We start from the raw sequence: 16005 nt of genomic DNA, 5'->3' as shown, positions 1-16005 counted from the left end.
CCGGTGAGGGCTGCACTGGTTAGCACCGGGGGGGGCGTAGCGTGTGGTAACCGCTCCAGAGCCGGGTCAGGGTGGTGATGGCGCAGAGCAGGGCAAAGCCGTAGGCGAGCGGGGCGAAGGCGGCGGGCCACAGGCACATCAGCACGAACAGGGCGATGGTCTCGCTCCCCTCGGTGAGGCCGCCCAGATAGTAGAGAGACTTGTGGTGGTAGACCGGATTGTCGATGCCCCGCTTGCCCGCCATGATGGCAAACGCCAGAAAGCTCGAGCCGGTGCCCATGAAGGCAAACAGCAGGGTGGCGGCGGGCAGCGCATTGGCGGGGGCGGCGAGGGCAAAGCCCAGCACCACGGCGGCATAGAAGATAAAGTCCAGCGTGATATCGAGAAAGCCGCCGCAGTCGGTGATGCCGGTTTCCCGCGCCACGGCGCCATCGAGTCCGTCCAGCAGCCGGTTGAACAGGATGGCCGCGAGCGCCCACTGATAGCAGCCAAAGGCCAGCAGCGGCAGCGCCAGCATGCCGATGGCAAAGCCGGTGAGGCTTATCTGGTTGGCGCTGACCCCGGCGCGGCAGAGCGGTTTGGCGAGCCGGGTGAGGGGGCTGCGGATAACGGGGATCAGATGGCGATCAAACAAGGTGAACTCCTCGGTCAAAAACGGGATTCGGTGAGCTGAAGTATGGTGCCCGGCGCGTCCTCTTCGTCGTGGGTCACCAGAATGGCAGGGATGGCCAGCGCCTTGATCTGCGCGAACACCAGTTCGCGAAAGGCGGCCCGCAGCGGCTTGTCGAGGCGGGAGAAGGGTTCGTCCAACAACAATGCTTCGGGCTCGGCCAACAGCGCCCGCAGCAGGCTGACGCGAGCCTTCTGGCCGCCGGAGAGCGCCCCCGGAAGCTTGTCTGCCTGACTTGTCAGATCCACCTGCGCCAGCGTAGCCACCGCCTTTTCCCGCCTCGCCCTGTGCCCTTTCACGCTGGCCGGCATGCCAAACATCAGGTTCTCCGCCACCGTCAGGTGGTCGAACAGCAGGTCATCCTGAAACAGCATGCCGATATGCCGCGCCTGGGGCGGCAGCTGGGTGAGCCGGCGCTCGCCAAGGATCACGTCCCCCTCCAGCCGGAGCGGGCCGCTTGGGGGCAGTACCCCCGCCAGCGCCGCCAAGAGCGAGCTCTTGCCACAGCCGCTGGGCCCCATCAGGGTCAGCACCTCGCCCGGCGCCACCTGCAGGGCGGGCAGCGAAAACAGCAGGCTCTCCTCCAGATAGAGGCGAAGAGGCGTGGTGCTCAGCATATGGCCATTTCCATCATGAGAGTTCATCGTTGGCCGATCCCCTTGAGCGCCAGATTGAGTTGCGCCGGCAGCCAGAGCGCCAGCAGATAGATAACGAGCGGCAGCAGCAGTTGCAGCAGGCCGTAGAGGCCCGCCAGCCGCCGGTTGAGGCCGCTGCCGATGGCCACTGCCTCGGTGGTGATGGTGACCACCCGGCCTGCGCCAAACAGCAGGGTTGGCAGGTATTGGGCCAGGCTCACCGCAGCCCCTACCGCAAAGGCAAACAGCAGCGGGCGCGCCAGCAGCGGTGCTTTGACCTGCCACCAGGTTCGCCACGGCGTAGCCCCCAGCAGCAGGGCGCTTTGGGTGATCCGCGGGTCGAACTGGCGATAGGGGCCGTGCAGGCAGAGATAGACATAGGGAGAGACAAACAGCAGCTGGCTCCAGAGCACCCAGCCCCAGCCGATGCCACCGCCCCCCCATCCGAGACTGAACCAGTCCACCCCGAGCCGGATGCCAAACAGCAGGCTGGCCTGCGGCAGCAGCAGCGGCAGGCAGATGAGCCAGAGCGGCCAGGGGCGACGGCCCGCCTGTGCCTCCAGACTCAGCACCGCCATCGCCAGCCCTATCGCCCCGCTTGCCAGCGCCAGCAGGATGCTGGTGGTCAGCAGCGGCGACAGGGTCGGCAGCAGGTCGAGCCAATAACGGCCGCTCCACTGGCTCGGCCAGAGGGCGGGAAAGGGCCAGCGTCGGGCCAGCGACCAGAGCAGCAACGCCCCCAATACCCCCAGATTGATGGCGCTCAGGGCCGCCACGCTGCCGGTGGCAAGGGTGTGGCCAAGAGCGCTTGGTTTTGAGCGTCTGCCATCGAGCCAGTCGGGTTTGCCAAGGGTTCGATGGGCCAGCTCCAGCAACCGCAGCAGGGCCAGCAGCAGCGTCGTGATGGCGAGCAGCAGCAGGGCGCCGCTGGCGGTGGCGCCGCGCCAGAGAAGATCAGGATCCTGATACCAGAGCCACAGGCGCACGGCCAGCGGGGCGGGGAGATCGGGCCCGAGCAGCTGGGCCAGATCCACTACGGCTACCCCGTAGGCTGCCACCGCGTAGAGGGGCAGGCGCAAGGCAGGCCAGAGCGCAGGCAGCAGCAGGCGCCACCAGATCTGTGGGGCACTGAAACCCAGACTCGCCCCCAGCCACTGCTGGCGTGCCACCCTGGCGGGGTCTTGCGCACCGAGTGCCATCAGCAGCAGGAAGGGGGTCTCCTTGAGGGTCAAGGCGAGAATGAGCCCAAGCCCGGCGGGATCGCGCAGGGTCTGCCAGTCGGGAGGCAGTTCAAATCCGGTGAGGGTCGGTGAGAGCAGGCGCAGCAACCAGCCGGAGGGGGCGAGCAGAAAGGCAAAGCCGATGGCAAAGGCGACATGGGGCAGTGCCAGCAAGGGCGAGAGCAACCGACGCAGCCAACAGAAGGCCCGGCTGTCACTGTGGGCCAGCAGCAGGGCGGTCAGCAGCAGGCTGGTGAGGGTCGAGGCGGCGCCAATCCACAGACTCAGCAGCGCCGAGTGCCACAGGCCCGGTTGGGCCAGCAGCAATTGCAGATGGGGTCGGGTCAGCCCCTCAGCCAGCAGCAGCCACCCCCCCGCCAGCAATGGAAGGCCAAAAACCAGAGCACACCCTGCGGTGAACAGGGGGCGCCAACCGAGGGGAGCGTAGCCAAACCGGCTCATCAGTGGCCGTAGCGCTCGGCCCAGGCGGCTTCGAGCCTGAGCTGCCAGCTGGGGTGGGGCTCTGCCACGGCTTTGAAGCGCAGAGCCGGTTGTACCTTGGCTGAGTCCGGCAGGGCATCGCTGCGCAGCACGCTGGGATCACCCCAGTACGCCGGATCAGCCTTGCGCGCCTGAGCGGCTGGGCTTAGCAGGAAGTTGGCGACCACCTTGGCCCCCGCACGGGCGCTGGCGTTGAAGGGGATGGCGAGAAAATGGCTGTTGGTGAGCGACCCCTTTGCCATGGCGACCGCCTCGACGCTGGGGGGCAGGGCACCAATCTGGGCGGCGCTCTGTGCCTCCTGCGGGTTGAAGCTGATGGCCATCGCCAGCTCGCCATCATCGAGCAGCTGGCGGGTTTCGGCGGCGCTGGCCGGAAACAGCTTGCCCTTGCGCCAGAGTGCCGGATGCAGCTCATCGAGCCAGGCCCAGAGCGGGGCTGTGACCCTGATGAACTCGGCATCGGTCGCCTCCCGATAGAGAGGGGCGGGATCCGGCGTCAGCTCCAGCAAGATCTGCTTGAGAAAGCTGGAGCCGTGAAACTGGGGCGGCTTGGGATAGGTAAAGCGGCCGGGGTGGGCCTTGGCCCACGCCAGCAGGGCAGCAGCCGAGGTGGGGGGGCTGGTGACCTCTTCGGTGTCGACCATCAGATTGAGCTGGCCGATGCCCCAGGGGGCTTCCAACCCTTCCACTGGCAAGGTGAAGTCCTCACTCACCGGCAGGTTGTTGTCTACAAGCGCCATGTTGGGGAGCTCCCGGGTAAAGGGGGCACCGAGCAGCCCCTGCTCCTTGAGCGCCTTGAAGTTCTCGCCGTTGACCCAGAGCAGGTCGATGGGGCCGCCACTTTGCTTGCCCGCCTGCTTGTTGGCCAGCAGCTGGCTGACGCTCTGGGCGATGTCATCCACCTTCACCTGCACCAGCTTGACCTGATAGTCGCGCGCCAGCTCCTGCCCGGCCCACACCAGATAGGCGTTGATCTCCGGGCTGCCGCCCCAGGCGTTGAAGTAGACGGTCTGCCCTTTGGCCTCATCAAGGGTCTGTTGCCACTGCGGGTTGTCGGCGGCGTTGGCCTGAGTAAAGAGAAGAGTGCCTGCCAGCAGGGGCAGGGCGCACAACAGCTGTTTGAACGAAGGCAATGAGTGTCGCATCCGGGTTACCTGGAGTTGGGTCTGGCGCCGCGGCGCCAGCGGTGATAACGGGTCAGCAGCGCCAGCAGGGTGGCGGGCTGACGGGCCCGTCGCCACTCGCCCGCCAGATACTTGTTCCCCTCCATCAGGGTGGGGTAGGCGTGAATGGTGGCGAGGATCTTGCCAAGGCCGAGGCGGTGGCGCATGGCGAGTACGAACTCGGCGATCCGCTCGCCGGCGTGAGTGCCCACTATGGTGGCACCCAGGATCTGATCCTTGCCGGGTACGGTGAGCACCTCGATAAAGCCCTGACGCTCACCGTCGGCGATGGCTCTGTCCAGCTCGGCCAGCTCGAAACGGGTCAGTTCGAAGGGGATGCCCTGCGCCCTGGCCTCTTTCTGGTTGAGGCCGACCCGGGCGATTTCTGGCGTGGTGTAGATGGCGGCCGGCATGACCCGATAGTTGGCCCGAAAACGCTTGAACGGGCTGAACAGGGCATTGACCGCGGCATACCAGCCCTGATGGGCGGCGGCATGGGTGAGCTGGTAAGGGCCCGCTACGTCCCCCACCGCCAGAATGCTGGGGTAGTTGGTGGCGAGGAAGCCATCAACCGCCACCATGCCGCGCGGGGTCAGCTCCACTCCCAGCTCTTCGAGCCCGAAGCCGCTGACGTTGGCGACCCGGCCCAGCGCCAGCAGCAGCTGATCCCCTGCAATGGTTTGCATCTCGTCGCCCCGGCTCAGTTGCAGCCGGATGGGGAGATCTCCCTCAGTCGCAGGCAGATAGGCGGCTCGCTCGGCGCGCCAGCCGGTGAGCACCCGTACGCCGTCGTGGGCCAGCTGTTCCGCCAGCAGCTCGGCCACCTCCCGCTCTTCGCGGGGCAGCAGTTGATCCGAGAGTTCGACCAAGGTAACGGGAATGCCGAGCAGGGCGAAACTCTGGGCCAGCTCGCAGCCGATGGGGCCGCCGCCCAGCACCAGCAACTGGCGCGGCGCAGTGCGCAGTTGCCAGAGGGTGTCGGAGGTGAGCCAGGGCACCTGCTCAAGGCCCGGCAGCTTGGGCACCAGCGGCCGGGCGCCGGTGGCGATAACGATATGACGGCTGGCAAGGCGTTGGCCGTTCACCTCCACCTCCCAGGGGGAGACCAGCCGGGCCTCCCCTTCGATGCACTCCACCCCCAGCCCCTGATAGCGCTCGATGGAGTCGTGGGGTTCGACCTCCTTGATGACGCGGGCGACCCGCTCCATCACGGCAGCGAAATCGGCGCTGGCTTGACTTGGGCCAAAGCCCAGTTCACTGGCCCGACGCTGTTCGGCGGCAAAGCGGGCGCTTCGGATTAGCGCCTTGGAGGGGACGCAGCCGCTGTTGAGGCAATCGCCGCCCATCTTGTGCTTCTCGATGAGCGCTACCTTGGCCTTCACCGCCGCGGCGATATAGCTGGTCACAAGGCCGCCAGCCCCGGCGCCAATCACCAGCAGGTTGTAGTCATAGCGGGTCGGCTTGCGGTAGGGGGCGTGCAGCCGATGCAGAGCGAGGCGCCGCTGCAGACCCTTGAGCAGCATCGGCATCAGGCCGAGCAGGGTCAGTGCCACCATCAGACCGGGGGAGAGGATATTGCCGGTGCTGGTGAGGTTGGCAAGCTCGCTGCCTGCCAGCACGTAGACGAAAGTGCCGGGCAGCATGCCGAGCTGGCTCACCCAGTAGTAGGTGCTGACTCTGATGGGGGTGAGCCCCATCAGCAGGTTGACCAGAAAGAAGGGGAAGATAGGGATGAGGCGCAGGCTTAGCAGATAAAGGGCGCCTTCCTGCTTCATGCCGGCCTGCAAGTTGGCCAGCTTGTCACCAAAGCGCCGCTCGACCCAGTCGCGCAGCAGAAAGCGGGCGCTGAGAAAGGCCAAGGTGGCGCCAATGCTGCTGGCAAAGGAGACCAGCAGCAGCCCCCAGACAACGCCGAACACGGCGCTGCCGGCCAGGGTGAGCAGGCTGGCACCGGGCAGGGAGAGGGCTGTGCTCATCACATAGACGGCGACGAACAGCAGGGCGGCGCTGACGAAATGGCGATCGACCAGAGTGGCCAGCTCGGCCTGACTGGCCTGCAGCTGGGGCAGGCTCAGGTAGTGACCAAGGTCGAAGGCGAAAAAGGCACCGATGAGGCAGCCCATCACCAGCACCAGCAGCAGGCGGGAGCCTTTCATCAGGCGTCCTTGTTATCCGGTTGGGCTGGCCGTTCGGGTTGCACCGGCAGTTGGCAGAAGCCCTGCGGGGCGATATCGAGGGCGGCGTTGAACTTGGCCGACATGTTCTGGAAGGCGATGAGGCCGGTGAGCTCCACCATGGCGTCGTCGTCGAACCAGGGCTTGAGACGGGCGGCCTGCTCATCGCTGACTCCATCGAGACCCGTCATCGCCTCGGTGTAGTCGAGCACGGCCCGCTCCCGCTCATCGAACAAGGGGCTTTCGCGCCAGTTGGCGAGCGCCTCCACCTTCTCGCTGGAGCCTGCGCGCTTGATGAGGGTCATGGCGTTGATGTCGACGCAGAAGCGGCACCAGTTGAGCTGGGAGACCCGCACCGTCACCAGAGAGCGCAGTACGGGATCGATGGGAGAGCGCTTGCGGTTGATGACGCCATAGAGGGTGGCGACGGCGGCAAACAGGCGCGGCGAGCGGCCCCAGCACTTGCCCGGAATGAGCACCTGGCCGTAGTTGCGCTGTTGCAGCCAGAAAAAGGGGCGGACAAACCAGGCATATTCCCGGTCGGGTTTCACCTCGACGCGCATTGCTGACCTTCTTATTGCTTCAAATTGGGTTTGTAGGCCTGACCCAGCCGCTCGTTGAGGCGGATCAGAAAATCCTCGATCCGTGCCCGGTTGGTACCCAGATCGCTCTGCCCCTGACGGGAGGCGGAGCGCATGTCGATGCGGGTTTCGCTGGGGCCGACAAAGACTCGCAGCGCCACATCATCCTGAAAACCGAACCAGCCGGTGGTAACCACCGCATCGAGGCCATCAGGGCTTGGCCGCACCTGCCAGCCGAGCTGCTCCATCAGGGCGTGGGCCTCGGTGATCACTTCGGCCGGGGAGGCCCTGGTATAGAGAGGACCGGGTTTACCCTCCAATGCTTTCAACGGAGCGGGATTAATCGGCAGATCCTGCGCCGTTCTGAGCTCGCTGGCCCAGCGCAGCAGGGGCGGGTTGTAAGGATCCGTACTGACATCGTTGACCAGCGGTACGCGCAGCGCCTGTATCACAAAGGCTAGGGGCAACAGCAGCGGCACGGCGCCCCAGCCATTGGCGTGTCGGCTGCGGCACCAGGGCAGGCGCACCAGCAACACCAGAGAGATGATGGCGCCAAGCAGGCAGAGGGTGAACCCGAGCCACCAGGGCCAGAGATGAAAGCGGCTGCCAAGAGCCCCTGCCAAAGGGAGCAACCAGGCCAGCAGTGGCCACCTGTATAAGCTGGGCATAGCGCGGGATCCATCCTCGAAGTGCGGAACGTGCCGAGAAGAATAAACTTAATAGCCTGATAACGTTAGTAAATTCGTATGTGCTCGGGGGGCTTTTGGCCCATGAGTCAAGGGAGACGGTAAAACAGCGCGAGGCCCCTTGCAAACGGGCCTCGCTGGAAGGGGATTGGGTCGCGCTGACGGGATGGATCAGTTGCGATAGAGCACCTTGATAAGGTGGAAGCCGAACTTGGTGCGCACCGGCCCCAGTACCTTGAGCAGCTCGCCCTTGAATACCGCATCGTCAAAGGGCTTGACCATATCCCCCTTGTTGAACTCCCCCAAATCGCCGCAGCGTTTGGCAGAGGCACAGGTGGAAAAACGCTTGGCCATCTGGCCGAAGTCGGCGCCTTTTTCGATCTTCTCCTTGATCTCCAGACACTGTTTTTCGGTCTTGACCAGAATGTGCTGGGCACAGGCTTTTTTCATCGGGCGCTCCTCGGGTATTGGGGTTGGCAAATCGGGGGCGCAAGGTTACCTCAATTGGCCGCGTCCGTCAGCCGCCAGAGCAGCTTTGGGCCGTGCTTGCCAGATTATCTCAAGCCCGAGCAGGGCGTAGAGGCTCCAGATGGCCAGCGGATTGAGCCACTCGCCGCCCAGTTGCAGAGTCATCAGTGCGCCGGCTGCCAGCAGCAGGGTAATGCCCGGCAGGCGCCAGTAGGCGGGTAGCGGCGCCAGCAGAGCCATGGCCAGCAGGATCCCGAGGCCAAATGGCAGGTTGAGGGCGGTAAAGGCCAGCGCCTGCTGGCCACTCATGCCGGTCAGCAGGGCCAGCAGGGCGCTGCAACAGGCGAGAAAGGTGATGAACTCGAGACGATCGGCAATATAGTCAGCCATCTGTTCGCTACGTGCATGCATGATGTGTCTCCTTTACATTGCTGACTTCAAGTGTGGGGCAGGGGGGGCGGCAAGGGGAGCGGGATAATTCGATTGCCCTGAACGAGCATTTCTTAACCGGCATCGGTTGTGTGCTCCGGGGCACTGGCATTCGACGAGATTCTGCCGCGAAAGTGTGCCGTGGAACCCGGCTGCCGACAAACCCTGTCGCATGTTGTTTTGCGTGCCATTGCCGGCGGGAATCCGGACGTAGCGGGTATGTGGTACTGGTGAGCGCGGCGTTGGGGTGAGATGAAGGCTGGGGTCGGCGTTTTTTAACCCGGTGATGTGTGCCAGAGCGGATGATTTGTAGCCAACGCCTTCAAAGATATGGTGAATTTGCCACGGATGCCGCACTGTTGCCAGCTAGTGCCTATGTTAGGATAGGGCTCGCAATTTGCTGGGGTGCTCCGTTTCTCTGCTTCCGATGTGCCGTGAGCCGCTCCGCCATCTTAACCAATTTTCAGGAATATTGACCTTTGACAGGATGCAATCCGTCCCTGCTGACAGGGAGTTCGCTCTTTGGCTCAGCCCTTCGACGTAGCCTCCTGGTGCTCGGGTTGGGCCTTATGCTGTCGCTGATGGCCCCCCCCGCACTGGCTGCCAAGCTCACCTATCAGGTCAAGGGGTTGAAAGGGGAGAACAAGGATAACGTTGAAGCCTACCTCAACGCCTTGCCCGTCTATCAGGAGCGGCAATACCGCCCGGCTCGCGCCAAAATCACCGAGAGCGTGCAAAAGGCGTTGCAGGTGTATGGCTACTACCAGCCCAAAATCACCCTGAGTCGCGACAAGAAGACCCCTTCCAAAGTCTTGATTGACGTGGACAAGGGGGAGCCGGTCATCGTCTCGCGCCTCGATATTCTGCTGGAGGGGGATGCCGGCAGCGACGAGGTCTACAGCGCCCTGCTCGATCAGTTGCCGCTCAAAGAGGGGGATCCCCTCAATCACGCCAAATATGAGTCGATCAAGGCGGATCTGGGCAGCCTCGGGCTGGCCCGCGGTTACTTCGATGCCAAGCTGGGCAAGAGTCAGGTCAAGGTGTTCCCGGACAAGGGGACGGCGGAGATCTACATCCTCTTCCTGTCGGGCCATCGCTACCACTTTGGCGAGATCCGCTACGACGCCACCCCCGAGGCGCTCCACCTTATTCGGCCGCTTATCAACATCAAGAGTGGTGACCCCTATCTCGCTATCCGTCTGGCCGAGATGTCACAGGATGTCTCCTCCACCAAGCTGTTCCGTCAGGTCGATATCAAGCCGGTATTGAGCGAGGCGCGCAACTATCGGGTGCCCATCTCGGTGACGCTGGACAACCGGGTCGATCACGAGATCGAGACCGGTATCGGCTACGCCACCGATGTGGGGCCGCGGATGAGCGCCACCTGGGAGAAGCCCTGGGTCAACCGCTATGGTCACCGCCTCTTTGCTACCGCCAAGGTCTCCCAGCCGGAGGCCGAACTCAGCTTCGACTACCAGATCCCGGTGGGCAACCCGCTGCGGGACTACTACTCGATCCAGACCGGTTACCAGTACAAGGACAACAACGATACCCGCTCCGACCTGACGACCGTCGGTGTGCACCGCTGGACGCGGCGACCGGAGAGCTGGGACCGTGACGTCTTTATCCGGCTGGAGAACGAAATCTATACCCAGGGGGCCGACGAGGGGAACAGTTTGCTGCTGATCCCCGGAGTCTCCTGGTCGCGGCTGCGGGTGCGTGGCGGTTTGGTGCCCGACTGGGGCGATCGCCAGCAGCTGACGCTGGAGTTCTCCGACCCCACTTGGGGCTCCGACATCAGCTTTATGCGGGTGTGGGGGCGCAGCAAATGGCTGCGTACTCTGGGGGATAACCACAGATTCCTGATGCGTGCCGAGCAGGGGGCCATCATAGGCGACAGCTTCTCGCTGGTGCCGCCGTCGTTGCGTTTCTTTACCGGTGGTGATCAGACGGTGCGCGGCTTTGGCTACGAGACCATCTCGCCGACCGGCTCGGACGGCAAGCTGACCGGTGGCCGCTACACCAGCGTCGCCAGCATGGAGTACAACTACCGCTTCAGCGACAAGTGGCTGGGAGCCCTGTTTGTGGATGGCGGTACCGCCACCAACGACTACAGCGAGCCGTGGAAGATTGGTACCGGTGTCGGTGTGCGCTGGGTGACCCCCATCGGTCAGGTCAGGCTGGATCTGGCGGTCGGGGTATCGGAAGAGGACAAGCCCTTGCGGCTGCATTTCGCATTGGGGCCTGAATTATGATCTGGGTAAAACGCATCTTTCTCTGGCTGATGGGGCTGATTTTCCTGCTGCTCATCGGCGTCAGCCTGCTGGGATTCACCCATCAGGGCAACAAGTGGTTGTGGCAACAGGCCAGGGCGGCGCTGCCCTCCCTCAAGGGGGAGCTGGTCGCGGGTCAGCTTGGCTATGGCTGGACTCTGGAAGGGGCGGGTTGGCAGGATGAGCTGGTGGATGTCACCGTCGATCGCGCCGTGCTCGACTGGGATCTTGGCAAACTGCTGCAGGGCAAACTCTGGATCAAATCGCTTGAAGTGACCCATCCGGTGGTGAAGGTGGCCGACTCGGAGCCTGCCCCGGAAGAGCCATCGGCGCCTTTTGTCTGGCATCCGCTCCCCCTCAAAATTCAGGTCGACAGCCTCAAGGTGGCTGACCTCGATCTGGCGGTACCCGGTGTTGCCGTGACGCTGGGATCACTCGATATCGGCGCCACCCTCAATCGCAAGGGGTTGATCGTGCGCGGGCCGGTGCTCGACAAGCTGAGCGTGACCATTGCTGATGCCCCTGCCAGCACCTCAGCCAGGGCGCCGGCTCAGGCTAGCGGCAAGGTCGCAAGTTCCCCGGTAGCAAAGAGCGCAGCCAAGGGTGACAGCGATAAGGCGCCCAAGATAGCGAAAGCTAGCAGCGACAAGGCTACAAAGGCAGAACCCATAGTGCTGCCCGCCATCCATCTACCATTCCCCATTCAGCTTGAAGGGGTGAGCGCGACCCGGGTGCAATACAAGCAGGGGGAGCTGGTCGAAGGGATCGACAAGTTGCAGCTCTCTGCCAGTGCCGTCGGCGATCGCATCGAGGTGCGCGAGCTGTCGCTGCGCCACGCCATGGCGGATCTGGCGCTCAAGGGCAATATCCGGCTGGGGGATGACTATCCGCTGGCGGTGACCCTGGATGCCAAGGCCCGCAAGGGGTTGCTCGATGGCGAGCTGCAAGGGGAGCAGGCGACCCTGACTCTGGGTGGGTCGGTTGGCAAGTTGGCACTGACGCTGGCCGCCAAGGGGCCGGTGGCCGCCAACCTCAAAGGGTCTCTGGCCGCGCTCGATCCGGATCTGCCTTTCGATCTGGCCCTCGACTGGAAGAGCCTCGGCTGGCCGTTGCACAAGCCCGCTAAAGATGAGACGAACTATCGGCTGGATAAAGGGAGCCTGACTGCCAAGGGCAAGCTTTCCGGCTATCAATTTGCTCTTAATACCTCCGGCAAGGGTACCGACGTGCCTCCCTTCAAGGTTGCGCTGGAAGGGAAGGGGGATCTGGATCGGCTCAGCAAGATCGCCTTGCAGCTCAACGCCCTCAAGGGGGAGCTCAAACTCGATGGCAAGCTCGCCTGGAACAAGGGGATCGAATGGCAGGGGACGACCCTGTTCAAGGGGATCAATCCGGCCGAATTGTTGCCAGAACTCAAGGGCACTCTGGCGGGAGAGCTGGAGAGCCGGTTTGCGATGAGCGAGGCGGGCCACTGGGAACTCAACCTGCCCAAGCTCAAGATCGATGGCAAGCTTAACCAGTATCCGCTGGCCCTCAAAGGGGAGCTGCGCGGCAACGACAAGATGGAGTGGCAGATCCCGACCCTCTCGCTGCAAAGCGGCCCCAACCAGCTGCAGGCCAAGGGGAGCATAGCACCCGCTCGCTGGCAGCTGGATGCGGCACTGGAGGCGCCCCAGCTCGGCGGCATCTATCCCGGTCTGAAGGGGGATATCAAAGGGCAGGTTAAGGTAAGCGGTAACCAGCAGACCCCCAGAGTGGCAGCCGATCTGACCGCTGGACGCCTCTACTACGCGGGAACCAATCTCGGTGGCATTACCCTCAAGGGCAACGGCGCGCTGGGGGCAAAGCCCGCAGGCGAGCTGACACTCTCGGTTGCCGAGTTGACCCAGGGGGCCACCAAGCTGAGCCAGCTGCTGCTCAATCTGAACGGTGATTTCAACCAGCATAAGCTGACCCTGACCATGAAGGGTGACCCGGTTGCGGCCAACCTCAAACTGGCGGGCGGCATGCGCGGGGATCACTGGCGTGGCGCGCTCTCCGAGCTCAAGCTCAAAACTCCGCTGCGTCGTTGGGATCTCGCCTCGCCCTGGGATCTGGATGTGGATCTGCCGCGCCAGCGCGTGGCGATGGGGGATCTCTGCCTCGGTTCGCAAGGGGCCAGCCTCTGCGTGAAACGAAGCCAGGTGTCGGCAGCGCAAGGCTCGCTGGAGTTTGCACTGGCCGGGTTTGACCTCAAGCGGTTGCGTCCCTGGTTGCCGGACAACTTTAGCTGGCAGGCGGTGCTTTCTGCCGATGGCCGGGCCAGCTGGCGCGGCAATCAGCCGACCCTCCATGCGGTGGTGCGCACTACGCCGGGCACCTTTGTCACCGATGATCTCAAGACTGACTACCAGCAGCTGGCGCTGGGCCTTGATTTCGAGCGGCAGCAGGCGGCCATTCGTCTCGACTTTGCCTCCAGGCAGATCGGCAATATCGACACCGAGCTGCTGATCAGGGAGCCTGCCGGTCGCGGTCTGCTCGGCGGCCAGCTCAAGTTTGATGATCTCAAGCTCGACACCTTCGCCCCGCTCATTCCCGAAGTGCGCTCCCTGCACGGGGTCATCTCGGCCAATGCCCGTTTTGATGGCACTTTGGCGGCGCCGCTGCTGTTTGGCCAGCTCAATCTGAGCGATGGCGAGGTGCAGACCCACTCCGACATGGTGACCCTGACCAAGCTGGTGACCCGCCTCAAGATTGAAGGCAATCGGGCCGAGCTGGATGGTTCCATGCTGGTTGGCAAGGGGCCGCTGGCACTGGGAGGCTGGCTCAGCTGGGCCAAGATGCCGGTGACCGGCAGCCTCACCATTCAGGGCAAGGAGCTGGAGGCGCAGTATCCGGGGATGGGGCGGGTGAAGGTTTCCCCCGATATCGCCGTCTCACTGGGTGACGAAACCCGGGTGACCGGTCAGGTGGATATCCCCTGGGCACGCATTCTGGTCAAGAGCCTGCCTGACTCTGCGGTCGCCGTCTCTGACGATGTCACCGTGGTTTATGACGATCTGCCCCCACCGCCCAAGCAGGCCAGCCTGCCGCTGGCGATGAAGGTAGCGATCCGCCTTGGCAACGATGTGAAGCTGGAGGCGATGGGGCTCAAGACCGATGTATCGGGCGGCCTCAATATTCGTCAGGATCCGGGCAAGCCGCTGGCAGGCAATGGTCAGCTGGTGCTCACCAATGGTCGCTTCAAGGCCTATGGCCAGAACCTGATCATCAAGGAGGGGCGGATCCTCTTCTCCGGTCCGCTCGATCGCCCCTTCCTCAATATCGAGGCGTACCGTGATCCCGATACCATCGAGGGGCAGGTGACGGTCGGGGTGCGGGTGACCGGCCCGGCCAGCAAGCCGGCGATCAATGTCTATTCCGAGCCGCAGATGGCGCAGTCGGAACAGCTCTCCTACCTGCTGCGCGGTAAAGGGTTGCAAACTACCGGGGAAGATGGCGGTTTCAACGGTCTGCTGGTGGCGGGTGCGGTCAGTCAGGCCAATGGGGTGGTGTCGAGCATTGGCGAGTCGCTCGGGATGAGCGATGTTTCCCTCGATACGGCAGGTAGTGGTGACAACACCCAGGTGACCCTGTCGGCCTATCTGCTGCCGGGCCTGCAGTTCCAATACGGGGTCGGGGTGTTCAGCCCCATCGCCGAGTTCAAACTGCGCTACGAACTGCTGCCGCGCCTCTATCTGCAGGCGATGAGCGGGGTGGCACAAGCGGTGGATATCTTCTATCGCTTCACGCTCTGATGACGGTGAGAACTGAACAACGGGAGGCGCTGGCCTCCCGTTTTTTATTGCGTGCTCGCCAACAGGCAAATGGCGCTAAAGGTTGGGTGTGCAGAGGGATAACGGATTGAACGTGCCAGAAAAGCGAAAGCCCGGCGCTAGGCCGGGTTTTCTGAATGATGGTGGAGGGAGAAGGATTCGAACCTTCGAAGGCAGAGCCGTCAGATTTACAGTCTGATCCCTTTGGCCGCTCGGGAACCCCTCCACGGGGTATTGCTTCATATTTTTGCACTTGAATGGTGGAGGGAGAAGGATTCGAACCTTCGAAGGCAGAGCCGTCAGATTTACAGTCTGATCCCTTTGGCCGCTCGGGAACCCCTCCCCAAGTGCGAGGCGCATACTAACAGATCTTCCGCTTTTGTGAACCCCTGAAGCGGATTTTTCCATTAAAAGAATTGGATATGTGGCCGATAAGAGATGAAATCACCATTTCCAAGAGTTATCCCATGCTACCCAGTTCAATCCGTAATCAGCTGCTCGTCGATGAAGGCCAGTTGGGGCAACGCCTCAACCTGGATCTTCAGCATGGCGATCGGGCTGATTTCCGATTGCAGCTGGCGCTGCTGACCGATGCGGTTGAAGAGCAGCCCTGGTTCGATGCCAAGCCGGCGGCAAGCTCGGACAAACGGGACTGGCGAGCGCACTTTGAGCTGCGAGAGGCTCAGGTGCTGATGGCCGAGGGGGCGGGGAGTGACTGCAGTGCCATCAATGAGCGGTTGCAGCAGGGGGGGAGCATGGTAGATGTGCGGCTCTGGCTGGCACTGCAAACGCCGCCACTGGTAGCCAGACAGCCACTGATCGATGAGGCTGTGTTTGACAATCTGACGCTGCTGGGGCGCGAGAAGCTGCAACACAAGGTAGCCAGTGTGCCGCGGGAGGAGGATCCGCTGGTGCTGTTGCCGGTGCTCGACCGGTTGCAGCAGGGGGTCGATACCCGTCTTCACTGGCTCAGCTAGGGGCTGGTGCTTTTGTTCAGCCTGCTGAAAGTCAGGCAAACAAAAAGGCGGGATAACCCGCCTTTATGCTCTTTGTGGTCCGCGATGCCTTATGCGTCAGCTTCGTCCGTTTCAACCTGCTCCTTCAACGCGGCATTGGCGCGACGGGCAATGGGTTTTTCGGTATGGCGATTGAGTTGACGCTCCAGTTTTTGTCCCAATTCGTTGATGGCGGCGTAGAGATCCTCATGCTCTGCCTGGGCAAACAGTTTGCCGTTGGGGATGCCAGCACTGGCTTCGACAATGAACATCAGACGCTCTTTGGAGACAATCACATGGGGTGTGATGAGAGGCACCTGAAGACGTTCGAGCTTTTCAAAACGGGATTCGATACGCTCGCGAATAGCCGGGGTGATGTCGATGATTTTGCTGGTAATTTCGATTTTCATATAGGC

13 protein-coding genes and 2 tRNA genes are annotated in these 16005 nt (G+C 63.0%); 3 read left to right on the top strand and 12 right to left on the bottom strand.

All coding sequences use genetic code 11. From position 1 onward, the window contains the following. Positions 1-19: 19 nt before the first annotated feature. The 9 genes from AAHA41_RS06545 to AAHA41_RS06505 form a co-directional block, all read right to left on the bottom strand. The gene (locus tag AAHA41_RS06545; RefSeq protein WP_201906869.1) at positions 20-634 is read right to left on the bottom strand and encodes a CDP-alcohol phosphatidyltransferase family protein; all 615 of its coding nucleotides are present in this window, start codon (positions 632-634) and stop codon (positions 20-22) included. A gap of 14 nt (positions 635-648) precedes the next feature. Then, positions 649-1287, bottom strand: coding sequence for an ATP-binding cassette domain-containing protein (locus AAHA41_RS06540; RefSeq protein ID WP_323068818.1), 639 nt, complete (start codon positions 1285-1287; stop codon positions 649-651). A gap of 23 nt (positions 1288-1310) precedes the next feature. Continuing rightward, entirely contained in the window at positions 1311-2987 is a 1677-nt protein-coding gene (locus AAHA41_RS06535; protein WP_323068774.1) for an ABC transporter permease, read from the bottom strand. Continuing rightward, complete coding sequence (locus AAHA41_RS06530; protein WP_323068776.1) at positions 2987-4171, bottom strand: ABC transporter substrate-binding protein; 1185 nt, start codon at positions 4169-4171, stop codon at positions 2987-2989. Before AAHA41_RS06530 ends, AAHA41_RS06535 begins: the two co-directional genes overlap by 1 nt. A gap of 5 nt (positions 4172-4176) precedes the next feature. Continuing rightward, on the bottom strand, positions 4177-6345 hold the full coding sequence (locus AAHA41_RS06525) for an FAD-dependent oxidoreductase (protein ID WP_323068777.1): 2169 nt from the start codon (positions 6343-6345) through the stop codon (positions 4177-4179). After that, complete coding sequence (locus AAHA41_RS06520) at positions 6345-6926, bottom strand: carboxymuconolactone decarboxylase family protein (RefSeq protein ID WP_323068778.1); 582 nt, start codon at positions 6924-6926, stop codon at positions 6345-6347. The genes AAHA41_RS06525 and AAHA41_RS06520 overlap by 1 nt, the downstream gene beginning before the upstream one ends. Positions 6927-6937: 11 nt before the next feature. Then, positions 6938-7612 carry a DUF1499 domain-containing protein gene (locus tag AAHA41_RS06515; RefSeq protein WP_323068779.1) on the bottom strand — a complete coding sequence of 225 codons (675 nt, stop codon included), beginning with the start codon at positions 7610-7612 and terminating at the stop codon, positions 6938-6940. A gap of 189 nt (positions 7613-7801) precedes the next feature. Next, positions 7802-8080, bottom strand: coding sequence for a peptidylprolyl isomerase (locus AAHA41_RS06510; RefSeq protein WP_042032429.1), 279 nt, complete (start codon positions 8078-8080; stop codon positions 7802-7804). A gap of 45 nt (positions 8081-8125) precedes the next feature. Beyond that, positions 8126-8509: a hypothetical protein gene (locus AAHA41_RS06505; protein WP_041208422.1), complete on the bottom strand. Its 384-nt coding sequence runs from the start codon at positions 8507-8509 to the stop codon at positions 8126-8128. A gap of 497 nt (positions 8510-9006) precedes the next feature. Here AAHA41_RS06505 and AAHA41_RS06500 point away from each other — a divergent pair, with 497 nt between their 5' ends. Both AAHA41_RS06500 and AAHA41_RS06495 read left to right on the top strand, forming a co-directional pair. Continuing rightward, positions 9007-10782, top strand: coding sequence for an autotransporter assembly complex family protein (locus tag AAHA41_RS06500; protein WP_323068780.1), 1776 nt, complete (start codon positions 9007-9009; stop codon positions 10780-10782). Beyond that, the gene (locus AAHA41_RS06495; protein ID WP_323068781.1) at positions 10779-14576 is read left to right on the top strand and encodes a translocation/assembly module TamB domain-containing protein; all 3798 of its coding nucleotides are present in this window, start codon (positions 10779-10781) and stop codon (positions 14574-14576) included. The genes AAHA41_RS06500 and AAHA41_RS06495 overlap by 4 nt, the downstream gene beginning before the upstream one ends. A 159-nt stretch (positions 14577-14735) precedes the next feature. Here the strand turns inward: AAHA41_RS06495 and AAHA41_RS06490 are convergent. Both AAHA41_RS06490 and AAHA41_RS06485 read right to left on the bottom strand, forming a co-directional pair. Continuing rightward, positions 14736-14820 (bottom strand) — tRNA-Tyr (locus tag AAHA41_RS06490). 32 nt (positions 14821-14852) lie between these two features. Further along, positions 14853-14937 (bottom strand) — tRNA-Tyr (locus tag AAHA41_RS06485). Positions 14938-15061: 124 nt separating this feature from the next. Between AAHA41_RS06485 and AAHA41_RS06480 the strand changes: the two genes are divergently transcribed. Next, on the top strand, positions 15062-15571 hold the full coding sequence (locus tag AAHA41_RS06480; RefSeq protein WP_209298204.1) for a VC2046/SO_2500 family protein: 510 nt from the start codon (positions 15062-15064) through the stop codon (positions 15569-15571). Positions 15572-15660: 89 nt separating this feature from the next. Here the strand turns inward: AAHA41_RS06480 and raiA are convergent, their stop codons facing one another. Continuing rightward, entirely contained in the window at positions 15661-15999 is a 339-nt protein-coding gene (gene raiA, locus AAHA41_RS06475; protein WP_033113440.1) for a ribosome-associated translation inhibitor RaiA, read from the bottom strand. Positions 16000-16005: the final 6 nt, after the last annotated feature.

Source organism: Aeromonas sp. SER, from assembly GCF_038739615.1.
GTDB lineage: Bacteria > Pseudomonadota > Gammaproteobacteria > Enterobacterales > Aeromonadaceae > Aeromonas > Aeromonas jandaei.
Note: the sequence above shows the minus strand (reverse complement) of the source record. Positions and strands in the feature narration are given on the sequence as shown.